The organism is Mesorhizobium sp. USDA 3734 (assembly GCF_056279665.1).
The window spans coordinates 1044696-1061033 of sequence record NZ_JBWCCW010000001.1 but is presented as its reverse complement, the minus strand read 5'-3'; the positions used below and the strand labels follow the sequence as shown (position 1 = coordinate 1061033).

General features: G+C 60.1%; 15 protein-coding genes. 7 read left to right on the top strand and 8 right to left on the bottom strand.

Annotated elements, in window-relative coordinates:
- Nucleotides 1–179: 179 nt before the first annotated feature.
- The 7 genes from ACZ89F_RS05010 to ACZ89F_RS04980 form a co-directional block, all read right to left on the bottom strand.
- Entirely contained in the window at nt 180–491 is a 312-nt protein-coding gene (locus ACZ89F_RS05010) for a putative quinol monooxygenase (RefSeq protein WP_476090670.1), read from the bottom strand.
- 164 nt (nt 492–655) lie between these two features.
- Entirely contained in the window at nt 656–2053 is a 1398-nt protein-coding gene (locus tag ACZ89F_RS05005; protein ID WP_476090669.1) for an amidase family protein, read from the bottom strand.
- Nucleotides 2054–2636: 583 nt separating this feature from the next.
- Nucleotides 2637–3713 carry a sugar ABC transporter permease gene (locus tag ACZ89F_RS05000; protein ID WP_476090668.1) on the bottom strand — a complete coding sequence of 359 codons (1077 nt, stop codon included), beginning with the start codon at nt 3711–3713 and terminating at the stop codon, nt 2637–2639.
- Between the two features lie 142 nt (nt 3714–3855).
- Entirely contained in the window at nt 3856–5427 is a 1572-nt protein-coding gene (locus ACZ89F_RS04995) for a sugar ABC transporter ATP-binding protein (protein WP_476090667.1), read from the bottom strand.
- A gap of 5 nt (nt 5428–5432) precedes the next feature.
- Nucleotides 5433–6566 carry a sugar ABC transporter substrate-binding protein gene (locus ACZ89F_RS04990; RefSeq protein ID WP_476090666.1) on the bottom strand — a complete coding sequence of 378 codons (1134 nt, stop codon included), beginning with the start codon at nt 6564–6566 and terminating at the stop codon, nt 5433–5435.
- A gap of 91 nt (nt 6567–6657) precedes the next feature.
- The gene (locus ACZ89F_RS04985; RefSeq protein WP_476090665.1) at nt 6658–7860 is read right to left on the bottom strand and encodes an acyl-CoA dehydrogenase family protein; all 1203 of its coding nucleotides are present in this window, start codon (nt 7858–7860) and stop codon (nt 6658–6660) included.
- Between the two features lie 86 nt (nt 7861–7946).
- A complete protein-coding gene (locus ACZ89F_RS04980) occupies nt 7947–8585 on the bottom strand; it encodes a TetR family transcriptional regulator (RefSeq protein WP_476090664.1) in 639 nt (212 codons plus the stop codon).
- Nucleotides 8586–8742: 157 nt separating this feature from the next.
- Here ACZ89F_RS04980 and ACZ89F_RS04975 point away from each other — a divergent pair, with 157 nt between their 5' ends.
- The 7 genes from ACZ89F_RS04975 (at nt 8743) to ACZ89F_RS04945 (ending at nt 14565) form a co-directional block, all read left to right on the top strand.
- A complete protein-coding gene (locus ACZ89F_RS04975; protein ID WP_476090663.1) occupies nt 8743–9972 on the top strand; it encodes an acyl-CoA dehydrogenase family protein in 1230 nt (409 codons plus the stop codon).
- Between the two features lie 20 nt (nt 9973–9992).
- Nucleotides 9993–10574, top strand: coding sequence for a flavin reductase family protein (locus ACZ89F_RS04970; protein WP_476090662.1), 582 nt, complete (start codon nt 9993–9995; stop codon nt 10572–10574).
- 460 nt (nt 10575–11034) lie between these two features.
- Entirely contained in the window at nt 11035–12231 is a 1197-nt protein-coding gene (locus ACZ89F_RS04965) for a M24 family metallopeptidase (RefSeq protein ID WP_476090661.1), read from the top strand.
- Nucleotides 12232–12245: 14 nt separating this feature from the next.
- Nucleotides 12246–13256 carry a zinc-binding alcohol dehydrogenase family protein gene (locus ACZ89F_RS04960; protein ID WP_476097214.1) on the top strand — a complete coding sequence of 337 codons (1011 nt, stop codon included), beginning with the start codon at nt 12246–12248 and terminating at the stop codon, nt 13254–13256.
- 34 nt (nt 13257–13290) lie between these two features.
- Nucleotides 13291–13467 carry a hypothetical protein gene (locus ACZ89F_RS04955; RefSeq protein ID WP_476090660.1) on the top strand — a complete coding sequence of 59 codons (177 nt, stop codon included), beginning with the start codon at nt 13291–13293 and terminating at the stop codon, nt 13465–13467.
- Complete coding sequence (locus ACZ89F_RS04950) at nt 13464–14102, top strand: RraA family protein (protein ID WP_476090659.1); 639 nt, start codon at nt 13464–13466, stop codon at nt 14100–14102. The genes ACZ89F_RS04955 and ACZ89F_RS04950 overlap by 4 nt, the downstream gene beginning before the upstream one ends.
- 247 nt (nt 14103–14349) lie before the next feature.
- Nucleotides 14350–14565, top strand: a complete 216-nt coding sequence (locus tag ACZ89F_RS04945; protein WP_476090658.1) for an NAD(P)-binding domain-containing protein — start codon at nt 14350–14352, stop codon at nt 14563–14565.
- Between the two features lie 43 nt (nt 14566–14608).
- Here the strand turns inward: ACZ89F_RS04945 and lpdA are convergent, their stop codons facing one another.
- On the bottom strand, nt 14609–16330 hold the full coding sequence (gene lpdA, locus ACZ89F_RS04940; RefSeq protein WP_476090657.1) for a dihydrolipoyl dehydrogenase: 1722 nt from the start codon (nt 16328–16330) through the stop codon (nt 14609–14611).
- Nucleotides 16331–16338 lie beyond the last annotated feature (8 nt).

Below are 16338 nucleotides of genomic sequence, written 5' to 3'. Positions count from 1 at the left end.
CTCACTGCGACCCGCGTTGCCCTTCGCATTGGCTGGCATTCAGACGCCCGTTGCCGACAATGTGCTTGCTGGGCTTTGGGGCAAGCTGACCGTCAACATATAACGCGCTGTCGATGGTGTTCGAAGCCGACGGCACAGCGCGCTGATACAGAATGGGCAATAGCCGTAGCTAAGCGGCCTCAGGCCGCCCCACCGTCGACTTTTCGTAGCGGGATCACCTCGGCGCTTTCGACGAGATCCGATATCTCGGTAAGAACCGCGGTGATGTGCGGAGCGGTGGCGTGCTTGTCCAGAAGCTCGCGGCTTTCCCATTCTTCGGTCCAAACGAAGCGGCGTGGCTGGTCAAGGTCACGGTTGAGCTGGTAGCTGATGCAGCCTTCTTCCTCAAGAGTGGTCGCGATCACGCCGCGAAACAGGGTTTCGAGTTTTTCTTCTGCGCCAGGCTTAGCGAGAAAGATGGCGACAACGGGGGTCGTCATAAGCAGCTCCATAACGATTGCTATTTGTTGCGGGGAAATTCGAGGATGGCAAACCGCGCATCGCCAGGCGGCACGCAGTGCGAGCTACAAGAGCTCGAAGAGCTCGCCATGTTGACGGCCAGGATCACCTGTCTCTCCAACCACTGGGGCGTGAAATCGGAGCGCTCGTTATCGTCCTACTCGTAATTTTCCGGATCGATCGCCGCGGATGGCGTGCCGCCGGCCTCGATTGCCTCGCCCGCAGCAAGGCATAAATCCTCGCGGAAGCGGCCGGCCACAAGTTGCACGCCTACCGGGATGCGCCCGATTAGCCGGGTGGAAACCGCTAGCGCGGGAAGTCCCATGAGAGGGATGGCAACCTGCGGCAGCTGAGCATGCCACACCTGTGCGAAGGACACCTCGTCCTTGAGGTCGAGCTGATCGGGGAATGGTAGTTGGGCCGATACCGGCATCAGCAGCACCGGATATTTGTCAAGGAAGGCGAACCACTCGCGCGTCAGTGCATCGCGACGGGCCAACGCCCGTGGGAGATCGAACGGATGCACCCTGGCGCAAATGCCGCGCAAACAAGCCAGCGCGCCTGGATCGCCCTCGCGCTCGGCCATTTCGAGCTGAATTTCGTAGCCGTCGCCGAGCCAGAGCTTGGTCAGAATATCGGCTGGCTCGCGCATTGCTGGCGTATCAGCGACCTCCTCCACAACCCAGCCTGCGTGTTGCAGCCGCTTGCGGGCGTCAGCCACCGTGGCGACCACCTCAGGCACAGGATTGAGGCCATCTGGGTTAAGGCACATTGCAACGCGCTTCGGCCTCGGCGGCCCTTCGAGCGGGACAGGGGCGTACCAAGGGTCGCGGGCATCTGGAGCCGACATTGCCGCCAGCGCAATGCGCAGATCGTTAATGGTGCGCGCGATTGGACCGGAGACCGCGGCGAGCTGCGCACCAATCGGGCGCTCAGGCGAGCCTGGGTTAAAACTCGGAACACGGCCCAGACTCGGCCGCAAACCATGTACGCCGCAGGCGTAGGCGGGATAGCGGATCGAACCGGCGATGTCAGTGCCGTGGGCTATGTGGCCGATTCCGGCTGCGACCGCAGCACCCGCACCGCCAGAGGAGCCGCCCGGAGTGATGCCAGGATCGCGAGGGTTCCTGGTGTCGCCGTGGATGAGGTTGGTGGTGAACCAGCGATAGGAAACGGCCGGGCAGTTGGTGCGACCGAGCAAAACGGCGCCGGCTTTACGCAGGTTGGAGACCGCGGGGTTGTCGGCCCTGGCTATGTTGTCGCGCTGCAGTCTCATGCCGTCGGTCGTGGCAAAACCTTGCTGGTCGACACCGATCTTGATTGTGACGGGCACGCCGGCCAGGGGCCCCAATTCATCGCCACGTGCAATCGCCGCGTCGATCGACGCCGCCTGCGCCAGCACGTCGTCGGGCCGGTGATCGACCACCGCGTTGATCTTCGAATTGACCGCCTCGAGCCGGGCGAGCCCCGCCTCCGCAGCCTCCTTTGCCGAAACCTTCTTTGATTTGATATTGCCGGCGAGTTCAGTGGCCGACAGACGCCAAAGTTCGTCCATGAAATACTCCGTGCGTCGGCCTAGAAGCTCTCGAAGTCGCGAGCGACGTTAGAATCGTGGGGTGGCAGCACGCGGCGTAGCGCAACACTCGTGTCAGCCGGTGCTCGCGCCGGCCAAACGATCGAGCCTGGGTCTCCCTTGAGGCGCATCGACTGCAGTACGCGTCGGGCCTCTTTGCTCCTAGCTGACGTCGCGCCGTTGGCGACATGCAAGTCGGCGATTAACATTGCTGGTTTGGACCCGATCCGGCGCCTCCACCAGCGCGTGCCGCCGTTCACGATTGGGCGGCCTTCGCTGGCTTGATATATCCTGAGTTCGATAGCAGATGCGTACCAAACAGCATCACCGTCGACTCTCATCCCTGCCGGCTTGTTGTGAAGGACAAGCATGCCGTCAGGGCCCAGTTCTATTTCCCCCCACGTGGGAGGCGTACGAACCTCAATCGGCCCATAACAGATGGTTCGCCAGTCCCATCGAAGCGCCAGCCGCACTGCACGCGAGCAGTTGCGAACGCTGCTCGCCGCGTAGCCGAAGGCAAAGGCCGCTGCTGCAGCAGGCAGCAGCAGAGTTGCCACGGCTCTTTTCACGGGCGTGAAAATAGCTTCCCCCCGCGCTTGGACAAAACATCGATGTAAACGGCGAGCATAAGAACAATTCCACTTGTTATGTTCTGGTAGGCCGTTGGTACGTTAAGCAGCGAAAGACCGTTTGCGAGGCTTTGCATCAGCAACGCGCCCAACAAGACGCCGGACACGGTGCCCGTGCCGCCGTAGAGACTTGCTCCGCCGATGACAACGGCAGCGATCGCGTTCAGTTCGAGAAATAGACCCGATTCTGGCGGCGCCGAGCCGAGCCGTCCAACGAGCATCAGTGTCGCGACGGAGGTCAACACTCCGATGAGAACGAATGAAATCATCAGATGCATAGTGATCGGTATGCCGGCCGACCTGGCAGCGTCACGATTGCCGCCAACCGCATACACATGACGTCCCCACACGGTATTGGTCAGCATCCACGAGACCAGTGCCGCCGTGGCCAACGTGATCGCCACCGGCATGGGCAAGCCGCGATAAGAGAGCGTTGCCCAGCCAAGCAGGACGACACTGGCGAAACCCAGGCCAGAACGAACCAGTGCACGCCGACGCTGGCTGTCCTCTCCGAGGTTGCGCAGCGGCCAGAGCGATATGACGGCGGCCACCCCGATGAATGCCCAGAGCGCGGATCCCGTAACGAACGCTTCGCCGAAAAAGCGGATGTCGTCGGAGATGCCAGTGATCGTGCGTCCGCCTGACAACGCAAGCGCCAAGCCGCGAAACAGCATCAAGCCACCGAGTGTTGCCACAAACGACGGAAGACCGAAGCGAGCAACCCAGGTGCCGTTCCATAGGCCAACAAGGATGCCCATTCCGAGCGCTGCCGCGATCGTTCCCCACATGCCCACCACTCCGCTTACCTCGATCATGGCGACCACGGTAACGCAAAGACTCATGAACGATCCTACGGAGAGGTCGATTTCGCCTTGGACGACGACGACGAGCATCCCGATGGCAACCATCGCCGTCATGGCGGTCTGGCGCATGAGATTGCTTAGATTTCGGTCGCTGACAAATACGCCATCTGTCAGGATCGAGAAGGCTATCCAGACGATCGCGATCGCCAAGAGCAATCCCGCGGCCGAACGCAAGACGGAAATGATGGAGTTTGCCCGGGTCGGCGGCGCTGGCCTCGCTTCTGAAGATGCCACCGCAATCGCGTCGCTTTTCGAGTCAGCTATCGTTGTCATCGCAGTCCCATCGTTGATTTCATTGCAGCCCACCCGCCAATGCGAGCAATTCGTGAGGGTTCGTGTCTTTCGACTTGATCAGCGCGACCTGCCTTCCGTCGCGTAGCACCAAGACCCGGTCGGATAGTTGCAGCGCCTCCGACTCTTCCATTGTCGCGTATAGAACGGCGGTTCCGGTGGATGCGAGCTGACGCACCAGCCGATACACGTCTTGCTTGGCGCCCAGGTCGATTCCGCGCGTAGGCTCATCCAGCAAGACCAGACGCGGCTCGTTGATAAGCGCTCGCGCCAACAGAACCTTTTGTTGGTTACCACCACTGAGGGCTGCGATCGGCTGATCTGGTCCTTGCGTGCGAATAGCTAAGTCGCGGATCAGCGACCTGCAGAGGTCTGCGCTTCTTCCACGATCAACAACGGGCCCCCTCCAACGCGGAGGCCCACGATGCCATCCCAACATCATGTTCTCCAGCACCGAAAGATGAGGCACGACGCCATCACGCTGACGCTCAGCGGAAACATAGGCGATCCCCGCCAGGATCGATTCGCGTGGACTTCTCGGCCGGAACCGGGTGCCGGTCAGTTCGACCGCGCCGCTCGTCAATTCTGGCAAGAATCCGTAGAGCGATTGCAGTAGCTCAGACTTTCCTGCCCCAAGGGGCCCGTAGACTGCAACAATCTCATTCGCCGCGACGTCGATGTCGATCGGGCCAAGGTCGCGCGGAGATTCTACCGACCGAGAGAGGCTCCATCCGCTCAGCCTTACCATCGTTTCCCGCCGCTCCGAAGGCATGCTTTGACCGCCTGAAACGACATTGCCCCGGCCGCTGCCGAGCATGGCCCGTACGATCGCCCCATGGTCGAGATCCGACTTTGGCGTGTCCAATGCGACGCGGCCGTCGCGAAGCACGACGACACGGTCGCAGACCCGCAGGATTTCATCGGTGCGATGGGAGATAAAGATAATGCCTGCGCCCTGAGCGGCAAGCTCGCGCATACGCTGGAGAAGCACCGTGATCTCACCAGCTCCGAGCGCCGATGTCGATTCATCGAAAACGAACACTCGACTGCCACTCGCAATCGCGCGAGCGATCTCCACCTGCTCCATCAGAGCGACCCCGCCCTGCCCGGCGAGCGGCGTCCGCGTATCAATTGCCAACCCGAGCCTGCGCAACGCGGCATCCGCTTGCGCGTGCAACCCCTTCCAATCGATGACGCCGAAACGAGATGGCTCGATCGCGAGCATCACGTTCTCACCGATCGTCAGTTGAGAAACAACGGAGCCTTCCTGGTGGACGAGAGCAACGCCAGCACGATGGGCATCCCTGGAGTCGGTGAACGCCGCCAACTTGCCGCTGCAGGTAACGGTGCCGCGGTAAGACCCATGCGGAATCTCGCCGACGATAACTTTTGCAAGCGTACTTTTGCCGGCACCATTTGCCCCCATCAAGCCGACAACCTCTCCGGCCGAGACGTTGAAGCTTACATTGTCAAGGGCGCGATTGGCCCCAAACTCGACGGTAATACCGTCGAGTTGTAGTAATTCGCCGGCCTTGCGGCCGCCGAAAGTAGCCGGTGCTACAAACCCATCCATTCCATTTACCCTGCCTTGAGGCCGATATCTTCCGGCTTCAGCCAATCGGTCAGCTTGAGGAAGTCAGGCAAAGTCTCTTTGTTTACAACGCGCGACTGAATCCGCATTCCTGGAATTTTATGACCGTCCACATCAAGAGTTTCGTTGGTTTTCGGCATCTCCCCCCTAGTGAGCGCCAATGCCGCCTCAGCGGCTACGCGTCCCATTTGGATCAGGTCAGTCCAAGCGCTCATCGCCATGTCGCCCCTAACGATCGCACGAGCGCCTTCGGGCCACACATCCTCGCCGCAAAGCCAGACTTTACCGTTCAATCCCTGCTCCGTCAGGGCCTGGAGCGCGCCTAGCGCCAAACCTTCCTCGTTGGCGACCACGGCTTGGATATTATTGTTGTTTTGCGTCAACGCATCCTCGATTTGTTTAAGAGCCGACTCTTGACGCCAATTATCGTGCCACTGATGGGATACGATTTTGATCTCTCCAGAATCTATGTATGGCTTGAGAACCCTTAGTGCTCCCTCCGTCTTTTGACGCGCCACATCTATGCCCTCTGGGCCGCTGACGATGGCCCAATTGCCTTTTTTTGCTTCCTTCAGGGCCTGCTTGGCTTGAATTTCCCCGACAAGATAATTGTCGCGCGCCGCCCAGTAGTCGATGGCAGGAGATGGGATGACATAGTTGTATGAGATGATCGGAATGTTCGCCTCGCGCTTGACGCGCTCCACAATCTTCTTACCGGCCTCGACGTTCACGGGAATGATCACGAGCACCTTGATGCCCTGAGACAGCATCGCGTCGATCTGAGAGTCTTGGGTCGCAACGTCTTCATTCGCGCCTTGGATTATGTATTGAAGTCCCAACTCGTCGGCACGCGCCTGGAAATAGTGGCGGTCATGAGGCCAGCGAAACGCGTCAAAGCTGGGAAAGCTGAACCCAACCAACGGGCCAGTCGCGGCGCGCGCCGAAAAGCCACCTGCGCCAAGGGTTGCAGTGGCCGCGCCAAGCGCCGCCGCGGACTTCATGAACTCGCGGCGCGAAACGCCGCCTTCGACAAACAGTTTGGTCAGTGCACGTAAGTCACGCATGAAATCCTCCCAAGAGCGCTGGCTGCGAAAATCCGAAGAAAGGCGGGCGACCGTCACATCCGCTTCTGCTACCTGACGATCGATTTATATAGAACAACCCATATAAAAAAAATTGTCAAGCATCCGTCACAAAAAACAGCTTTCTGCCTTACAGCGACGGATTTGAGAGCGGCAATCTTAGACGGGCGCGACCATGTTCGGTTGCGTTGAGTTCCCAATTCATTGCGGCGTGGCGCGAGGCGACAGCAATGTCGCGGTAGAGTCGGGCGATCAGATTGTTCGCGTAGGCGCCGCGCGCACCGATGAGATCCCATACCGTCTCTGCCGAACGCCGCGCGAGCTGTCCGGCATACGCTGAGTTGCAGCGATAGTTGGATCGCTCCATTGGTGTCGGCGCATAGTCTGCGGAGGCTGACTCCATGATCTCTCGGCAATCGGCCCGAATGAGCATCTCGGCCGCCTGCAGCGACGACGACACCTCCGCGACCCGGACCTGATGGGTGGCGTAGCTCGCCGTCTCCTCGCTGCTCATGAGCGCTCTACGGCTGCGCGACTGCACAAGGAAGCTCTCGAACATCGCCTCCGTCATGCCAATGAGCGCGGCAGCAAGCAAAATGCCACTGACCATGTAGACAGGCGGGCGGAAAACCGCGCCGCGATTGATCGCCTTCCCTGGAAAGTCGCCGCCCTTCAGGTGTTTAATCGATAAGCTGAGATGTTCTGGTACGAAGAGTTTCTCGACCCGCACGTCGTGGCTCCCCGAACCATGCAGGCCGATGGGGTGCCACGTATCGAGTATCGTGACCGAGCGAGTCGGAACCAAGAAATAGCGCTCCTCATCCGGAGCCGCATCCTGTTGCACCATTCCGGAGAGCAAGCACCAGTCGGACAGCTGTACGCCGCTGACGAAGGGCCATTCGCCGGTCAGTTCATAACCGCCCTCCACCTGCCGGGCCTTGCCCATGCGCGGGATGAGAATGCCGCTGACGAGGTTGTTCGGGTCGCTCCAGACCTCCTCTTGCGCCCGCACCGGCCACCGCGCGATCATATAGTTGTGAAAGATATACTGAGCCAGGCACCAGGCGGTCGAAGGGCAACCGCCGGCGATCGGGATCATAACATCTACGAAGTTCTCGAGCGTGCCCTCCGCGCCGCCGAAATGCTCCGGCTGCAGCAGCCGCGCCAGGCCCAGACGGCGAAGGTCCTGGCCAGTCTCATCAGGCAGGCAGCAATTCCGCTCGGCTTCGTCTGACCGCTCCTTGAGCGTCGCGATGAGGCTCCGCGCGCTGCTGATCAGGGCCTGGCTCTGCACGCGCCTCCCCTTGAAATCGTGAGAGTAGATGACTGTCAACGGTCGCTCCGTTCGATATCTGAGATCCGTTGCTTCGATGAAACATATCAAAGCCACGAACATATGCCAGCAATCTTATGAGTCGTTCACGGCGTCCGGAGTGCCCGTGCGGCCGGCGTCTCCACAAGGGCCACGTCGAGATCCTGGCTTAAGAGGTCCAGCAGCAGCCGACGACAGCGGTCGGGTGGCATGTCCTGCGGGTCGGCGACCATAAGCGCGTACATCCCGACGGCGGCACTGACAAATTTTACCGCGATGTCGTCGGGCGCCCGAACGGGTCGGAACTCGCGCTCTTCAATGCCAGCCTCGATCAGCCGCGTGACGATTTCAGCATAAAGCCGGTGAACCTTCTGCACCTCGGCCTGCAGCACCCGGTCGAAGGGCATGCGACCTAGCAATCCGAGCCAGAACCGCCAATCCGGGATGCCGGGCGGCGAGAGCTGGCTGACAAATTCGACTAGGGCTATCAGTCGGTCGACGACGGTGCCGCGCCGATGTTCGAGCTTGCCCAAGGCTTTGACGAACTGGAGTGTGGCGTCGTTGATAGCGTCCAGCGTCAACGCGCGCTTGTTGCTGAAATAGTGGGTCACGACGCCCGAAGAGATGCCTGCGACGTCGCTCACTTCTCTGATGGTGAGGTCGCGCCACCCTTGGGTCGACAGGATGTGGATAACCGCGTCCATCACTTGCCGCCGACGTATCGCTTCCATCCCGAGCTTTGGCATATCATCTCCATATCAAACGTCAATTCTATATAAACGTATCTGGTCCTCCGCGCAATCAGGAGCTTTTCGGCAGAACTTGCTCGGTTGATTGGGGCTTGCGTGAAAGTTTTATGTAACGTATGTTCTAAAAAAAATCACACCCAACCGGAGAACGATCTTGAGAACGCAAACAGCCCATAGCCACGCAGACTTGCCGGCTGACGATTTGCCAGCCATTGAACGCGTGGGGACGCCCGAAGAGCTCGTCGAGCGGGCTCGCGAGCTTGCGCCTGCCCTGCGTGAGCGAGCGGCGGAGACCGAGGCGCTGCGGCAACCTCCGGAAGCGACCCGTCAGGACATACAGCGAACCGGCGTCCATCGGCTCTTCCAGCCTGCTCGCTTTGGTGGAGCCGACGCGCCATTTCGCGCGGCAGTCGACGTCATGACCGCTCTCGGGCAGGCCTGTGGATCGACCGCCTGGGCGGTGGTACAGAACATCTCTCACAATTCCATGATGTGTCGCTGGCCGTTGGAGGCGCAGGAAGACGTCTGGCGGAACAATCCGGCCGCGCTGCTGTCCGGGATCCTGATTCCAAACATCGGACGGGCGCGCCGGGTGGACGGTGGCTATGTGCTGTCGGGCCGCTGGCCCTTCGTCAGCGGCGTGAGTCTTGCCGACTGGGCTCTGTTTACCGCCTTCACGCCCGGGCCAGATGGCCAGGAGGAGGACCGGCACTTCCTCGTGCCGAAGAGCGACTATCAGATTCTCGATACTTGGTATGCCATGGGCCTAAAGGGATCCGCCAGCCATGACGTTTCATTGGACGAGGTGTTTGTGCCGGAGCATCGCACGACAACTATCGAAAACATGCGTGCGCGTGAGGCGCGTTACCCCGGTGAGCCGATCAATTTGCGCGCTCCCCTTTATTGTATGTTCGGAGTCTTCATCGGGAGCACTGCCCTTGGGATCGCCGAGGGTGCGGTGCAGACCTATCTCGAGCAGGTACGGGGCCGAATCTCGCGCGCCTCGTCACGAGCGGTCACCGATTTCAGCACCCAACATGTGAAGGTCGCCGAGGCGCTTGCCTGCATAAAAGCGGCGCGTCTTCTTATCTACGGCGCCTGCGATCAGATGACGGAGATACTCGAGTCCGGCCGTCTGCCCACTGACGAGGAGCGCGCGCGCTGCCGGGCCGAAGCCACCTTTGCCGGCCAGCTCTCGACCCGCGCGGTGAACATCGTTTGGGATGCCGCAGGTGGAGGGGCGATCTATGACCGCAATCCGCTCTCACGCTATTTCTGCGATATGAGCGCCGCGAACCGGCACATCACCCAGAATTGGGATGTGAGCGCAATAACGCATGGCCGTGTTGTGCTCGGCCTGCCGATCGACAACCCGACACTTTAGCAACCACTGCGGGTGCCGTGATGACCGTGCCATTTATATCCTTTCCGAAGGTAGCAACCGCCATGACATCTTGTGCAATATCGCCGGCCAATATCCGCCCCGACCTCCTGCGCGACCAATTCGTGGCCGCGATGAGCCGCGTGCCGTTGAGTGTGGCCGTGGTCGTGGCGGGTCCCCCTGAGGACCGGTTGGCGCTTACCGTAGGTACGTTCATCTCGGTTTCAGCGGATCCCCCGATGGTGCTGGTTTGCGTGAAGGCGAGCAGTCCCCTTTGCAAGGCGGTGTCCACGCATCGCCGTTACGTGATCAACGTGCTCTCGGCCGAACAGGTGGAACACTCCGAGCGCTTTTCGGGGAGACCGCGGACTGGGCGGCCCTACGATCTTACCGCAGCCCGCTGGGCAGGTGTACCCGGTGAGCCGCTACGTTATCTAGACGGCGTAGTGGCGGCGTTCGACTGCGAACTCGTTGAAGCGCGTCCCATCGCCTCGCACGTGCTGTTAATCGGACGGGTTGACGAGATCATATCCGGCGCTGAGCGGCCGCTGGTATATTGGTCGCGCTCTTACGGCATTCCGTCGCCTCTGAGCGGCGCCGTGTGAGAACACGAAGACGGACCAAACGCAGCGCTGAAGCGACCAACGCTCAGGCAGAGAGCTATTGGCTGAACGACCATGAAGATGGCGTCGATATTCCTGCAGATCCTGGCACTCAGCGCCTGTTTCACGGCGCAGGTGCACGGCACGATGCCGGGCGTCAGGCAGGCGTTGAGGACCATCGACTGCTCGAACGCCCAGCGCGCATTGCCGATCACCGCTTCGATTGACTGCCTCAAAGATTTTCTCGGTCTGTTGGTTGGCAAGGCGCTGGCGACGGCACTCCCTGGCGGCCGTCGGTGTCGGGCCTACGAAAGGTGCTTTGAAAACCGCCGGCACCCTGGCCGCAGCATCCCCACCAGAGGGCAACGGGGCTCCGAAAAACCGCGCCGACGCGGCTTGCTAAAAATTCGTGACGGCCGAAGTGCCTGCAGGATTCGAACCAACAACAATAGGGAATTTGCCAGTGAACGATGCAAAAGCCTTCCCCCAACGCTCCGTGCCGTTCGATGAGGCGCGTTTAGACCGGCTTCTGGATGAGGCCGGGATCGATATCTTGATGGTCACTTCCAAGCACAACGTGCAATATCTGCTTGGCGGATACCGCTTTTTCTTTTTCGACTATATGGATGCGGTCGGAGAGAGCCGCTATTTACCAGTTCTCGTCTATCAAAAAGGTAGGCCCGAGAATTCCGCGTACTTCGGCGCCGCTCTTGAGACTTTCGAGAAAGACCTTGGCAAGTTCTGGCCGCCGGTGGTGCAAACCTCAACGTGGAGCAGCACAGACGCGGTCCGACTCGCAGTTGAACACATCAAAAAGATTGGGGGGTCGTCTTCGACCGTCGGTGTTGAAAAGTCGTTCTTGCCCATGGATGGTGGCCAACTGTTGCACGACAACTTAGCAGGTTGTCGCATCGCGGAAGCGAACTTTGTGCTTGAGAGACTACGGCTCATCAAGAGTCCCGAGGAGCTCAACCTGCTACGCGAGTCCTCTGAGCGGGTCGTGCAGTCGATGGCCGCCACTTTTGAGTATGCTGCTGTCGGGATGACTAAGAACGATCTGGTCGAAAAGCTGCGGCGGGAGGAAGTCAATCGTAGTCTAAAGTTCGAATATTGTCTCATCACGGCAGGCCGGGACCTCAATCGGGCGCCGTCTGAACAAAGGCTTCAAGCTGGTGACGTCATATCGCTGGACTCGGCCGGCAATTATCACGGCTATATTGGTGACCTTTGTCGGATGGGAATTCTCGGCGAACCCGACGCTGAACTCGTCGACCTACTTGGCGTGATCGACAACATCCAATCCGAGGCGCGGAAGCCGATCAAGGCAGGAGCGCGCGGCGGCGACATCTTTACTGTCGCAACTGAGATCCTCAGCAAGTCACAGCATAAGCCTTACATGGAATTTCTGGCTCACGGCATGGGTCTCGTCAGCCATGAAGGTCCGCGCCTGACCAGCAACGGGCCCGTGCCTTACCAGGGGTATGACGAGGATCGCCCTCTGGAGTCCGGAATGGTGATCTCAATCGAAACAGCGATTAAGCATCCCACGAGGGGCTACATCAAACTTGAAGACACTGTCGCGGTAGCGGCATCGGGCTCGGAAGGGTTCGGCGATCAGTATCGCGGATGGAACCGCGCCAACACTCAGGGCAAAAAATAATGTGGGGACAACGTATGAGAGCCGTAGGATATCAAAAGTCACTGCCTATCGAAGCAACGGAATCGCTGGTCGATCTCGAGATCGCCAAGCCGGAGCCTGTGGGGCGCGACATCAGGGTCGCGGTGAAGGCGATCTCGGTTAATCCGGTCGATTACAAGGTGCGCAAGCGTGCCGCACCGCCGGAGGGCGAGTACAAGATCCTCGGCTTCGACGCGGCAGGCATAGTCGACGCGGTCGGCCCGGAAGTCAGTCTTTTTAAGGCGGGCGACGAGGTGTTCTATGCCGGCTCGATCCAGCGCCAAGGCACGAATTCGGAGTTTCACCTGGTCGACGAGCGGATAGTCGGCAAAAAGCCGGCCTCGCTGTCCTTCGCGCAGGCCGCCGCGCTTCCACTGACCTCGATCACCGCTTGGGAACTGCTTTTCGACCGGCTCGGCGCGGTTCCTGGCAGGCACGATCCGCGCACGCTGCTTATCACGGGGGGTGCCGGCGGCGTCGGTTCAATCCTCATCCAGCTCGCGCGCCGTCTGACCGGGCTCACCGTGGTTGCTACCGCGACCCGGCCTGAATCGCGACAATGGTGCCTGGATCTCGGTGCCCACGCCGTGATCGATCATTCAAAGCCTATGAAGGAGCAAATCGAAGCGCTGAAGCTGCCGCCGGTCGGTCTCGTTGCCAGCCTTACTTTCACCGATCAGCATTATAAAGCCATCGCCGACATCATCGCACCGCAGGGCAGGTTCGGGCTGATCGACGATCCGGCGGAGTTCAACGTGGCCGTGTTCAAGGGCAAGGCGGTGTCGGTACACTGGGAGTTGATGTTCACGCGCTCCACGTTCCAGACTTCAGACATGATCGCGCAGAATCGTCTGCTAAACGATGTCGCTGACCACATCGACAATGGCGTGCTGCGCACCACCCTTGACCAGTCCTTCGGCACTATCAATGCACACAACCTGAAGCGCGCTCATGCTTTGCTGGAGAGCGGCACGTCAAGAGGCAAAATCGTGCTGGAGGGCTGGTAACGGTTGGCCTCACCACAGACGCAAGGATCAAGGTTTGGCCAAACAATCGGCGGATCACGCCGCGCCAATCCTCGCCAGGCGATCCACGAGGCCTGATGAAGCCCACCCCGGCGAGCAACGCGACGCGGTGGCGTTCGAAGACGTCGATGTTCACGTCGTTGCGCCGCGCAAGGGCACGCGGACTGAGCAATCAAAGGATCAGATCGTATGACCATCACCATTGCCGAGCGTTCCATGCCGACGCCGCCAACCAGTTTGATCGAGGGCTTCCGGAGCGCGCCGACCTCCGTGATCTCCGATAACCTCGGCCGGCTGCCAGGATCGGTTGGGCTGCGTCCGTTTCATCGCGGCGGCAAGCTTGTTGGCACGGCCTTTACCGTACGCACACGGCCGGGCGACAATCTAGCAATCCACCGCGCGCTCGAGATGGTCGGACCGGGCGATGTCATCGTGGTCGACGGAGGCGGCGATGAGACCCGCGCGCTCGTCGGCGAGATCATGATGACCATCGCGCGGTGGCGTAAGGCTGAAGGCTACGTGATCGACGGTGCGATCCGCGATGTGGCGGCTTTCGCTGCGTCGGACTTTCCCTGCTTCGCGCGCACGGTAATCCATCGCGGGCCCTACAAGGACGGCCCCGGTGAAATAAACGTTCCGGTGTCGATCGGCGGCTGCGTGATTTCGCCTGGCGACTTCGTTGTCGGCGACGAGGACGGCATAGTGTCCTTTCCGGCGGCGAAGGCCGCAAGTCTTCTCGAAGCCGTGGAAGCCCAGGTCACGCGTGAAGAAGATATGCTGAAAGCGATCCGCGAGGGGCGCTATCAGAACGCTTACGGCAAATCCTAACCAACAGCGTGGCGGAAGGGTGTTATGCTCCGCCGCGGTTGTCAGATGGCTCCAATTCCGCCGAAGCAAGTCTTCGAGCCCTGTGGTCGGGTGTCGGCGATTCAGGCGAGGACATTGGCAAGCCATGCCTGCGGATCAACGTCGCTCCCTGGCGCCGTTCCAAGTTCGACCTTCGATGTTCGTTCCGAGGTGCTTGGGCGTTCCGTTCAGAATGAGGGGTAGCTACTAGCAGTCCGGCAGAAGCCGCATGCCGCCGCCGCGATCCTGTTCACCCGCGTCGTCAATGCCGAGGCAGGCCGATGAGATCCTGTCCGGGGCACACCGGTGCCTTGAGCCCGGAGCGGTCATCGTCGCTTGCGCCACGGTCTCCCCAGTCCATACCGGACAGCTCGGGAAGCGCCTCAACGACATGGGAGTCCTGACGCTTGACACTCCCATATCGGAGGCGCAAAGGGGGAGATGACTGCCATCGGGGTATGCGGAAGCTCCTTTCGCCAACTCGATGCTTATCGTTTCCCTCTTTGTGCTGGAATGTCAGTGCAGACGCCCTCTGCGACTTCCGCAGCCATACCGATCGTCTCGCCAAGTGTTGGGTGTGGATGGATCGTTTTGCCTATGTCGACCGCGTCGGCGCCCATCTCGATCGCGAGGCAGACCTCGCCGATCATGTCGCCAGCGCCGGGACCGACAATGGCGCCGCCGACGATCCGACCGCTTTCTTTCGAGAAGATGAGCTTGGTCAGCCCATAATCGGCGCCATTGGCAATAGCGCGGCCAGATGCGCTCCAAGGAAACCGGCTCACTTCAACCGCTAGTCCTTTGGTTTTTGCCTCATCTTCGGTGACGCCCACCCAGGCGATCTCAGGATCCGTATACGCGACCGACGGGACAATCGCTGCATCGAATCCCGTCTTGTGTCCCGCCGCCACTTCGGCCGCTACATGGCCCTGATGTACTGCCTTGTGCGCCAACATCGGTTGGCCAACGATATCGCCGACCGCGAAAATATTGCTGACGTTAGTGCGCATCTCTCGGTCAACGGGGATGATCCCCCCTTCGACTCTCACCCCGGCGGCTTCAAGGCCGAGGCCGCCGCCATTTGGCTTGCGCCCAGCGGCTTGTAAGATCATGTCATATATCTGGCTAGCACTCTCGGTGCCTTCAAACGTCACCGCGAGCCCTTCGGGCGTCAGCCTCACCTCACTGACCTTGGTTGCAAGCATCACCCTGTCGAAGCGGTGCGCGTTTCGCTTCTGCCAAATCTTCACAAGATCTCGATCAACGCCAGGCAACAATTTGTCGAAAAGCTCGACGAGGTCCACGCGCGCGCCAAGTGCACTGTAAACGGTAGCCATCTCGAGTCCAATGATGCCACCACCCACAACCAGCATTCGCCGGGGAACGCTGGCCAATTCCAATGCCCCGGTCGAGTTCACGATTCGTGTGTCCTCGGGAAACACCGGCAATGCAACTGGTGACGATCCTGCTGCAATTACGCATTTGGAAAAAGTAACCTCTCGGCTTGACCCATCGGACAGGGCAATTGAGACGCGGTCTGTTGCCGTGAAACGCGCCTCACCTTGGACGAAGTCCACCTTGCGCAACTTCGCCATTTTTCCGAGCCCATCAGTCAGTCTCCCGACGGTCGCAGACTTGAAGGAGCGAAGCTTGCTCAGATCAACGTCAGGCGCGGAAAACGTAACGCCGTGGGCGGACAGGCGCTCGGCCTCCTCACGCACGGCCACAACATGAAGCAGCGCCTTGGATGGTATACATCCAACGTTAAGACAGACGCCGCCGAGAGTGGGATAGCGCTCAACGAGAATGACGTTCAAGCCTAGATCGGCGGCGCGGAAAGCGGCCGAATATCCACCTGGCCCTCCCCCGATTACGAGCAATTCGCAATCCTTTGAAGCAGTTGGTGGAATTTCCTGCCTGGGATCAGGGGAGCTCGCAAGCCCTAGCGCATCCGCCGATTGGACCTGCGCTTCGACTTCGAGAAGGGCGATTACATCTCCTTGAGAGATCTTCTCACCAATTGCGACGCGCAGCTCGCTGATGCGCCCCGCCGCTGGCGACGGTATATCCATCGTTGCCTTGTCCGACTCCACGGTCAGAAGGCTTTGGTCGATCTCGACGGTGTCATTCGCCTTTGCGAGTATCTCCACCACCGGGACATTCTTAATATCGCCAATGTCCGGTACGCGAACTTCAATAATTCTAGTCATGCGAAACC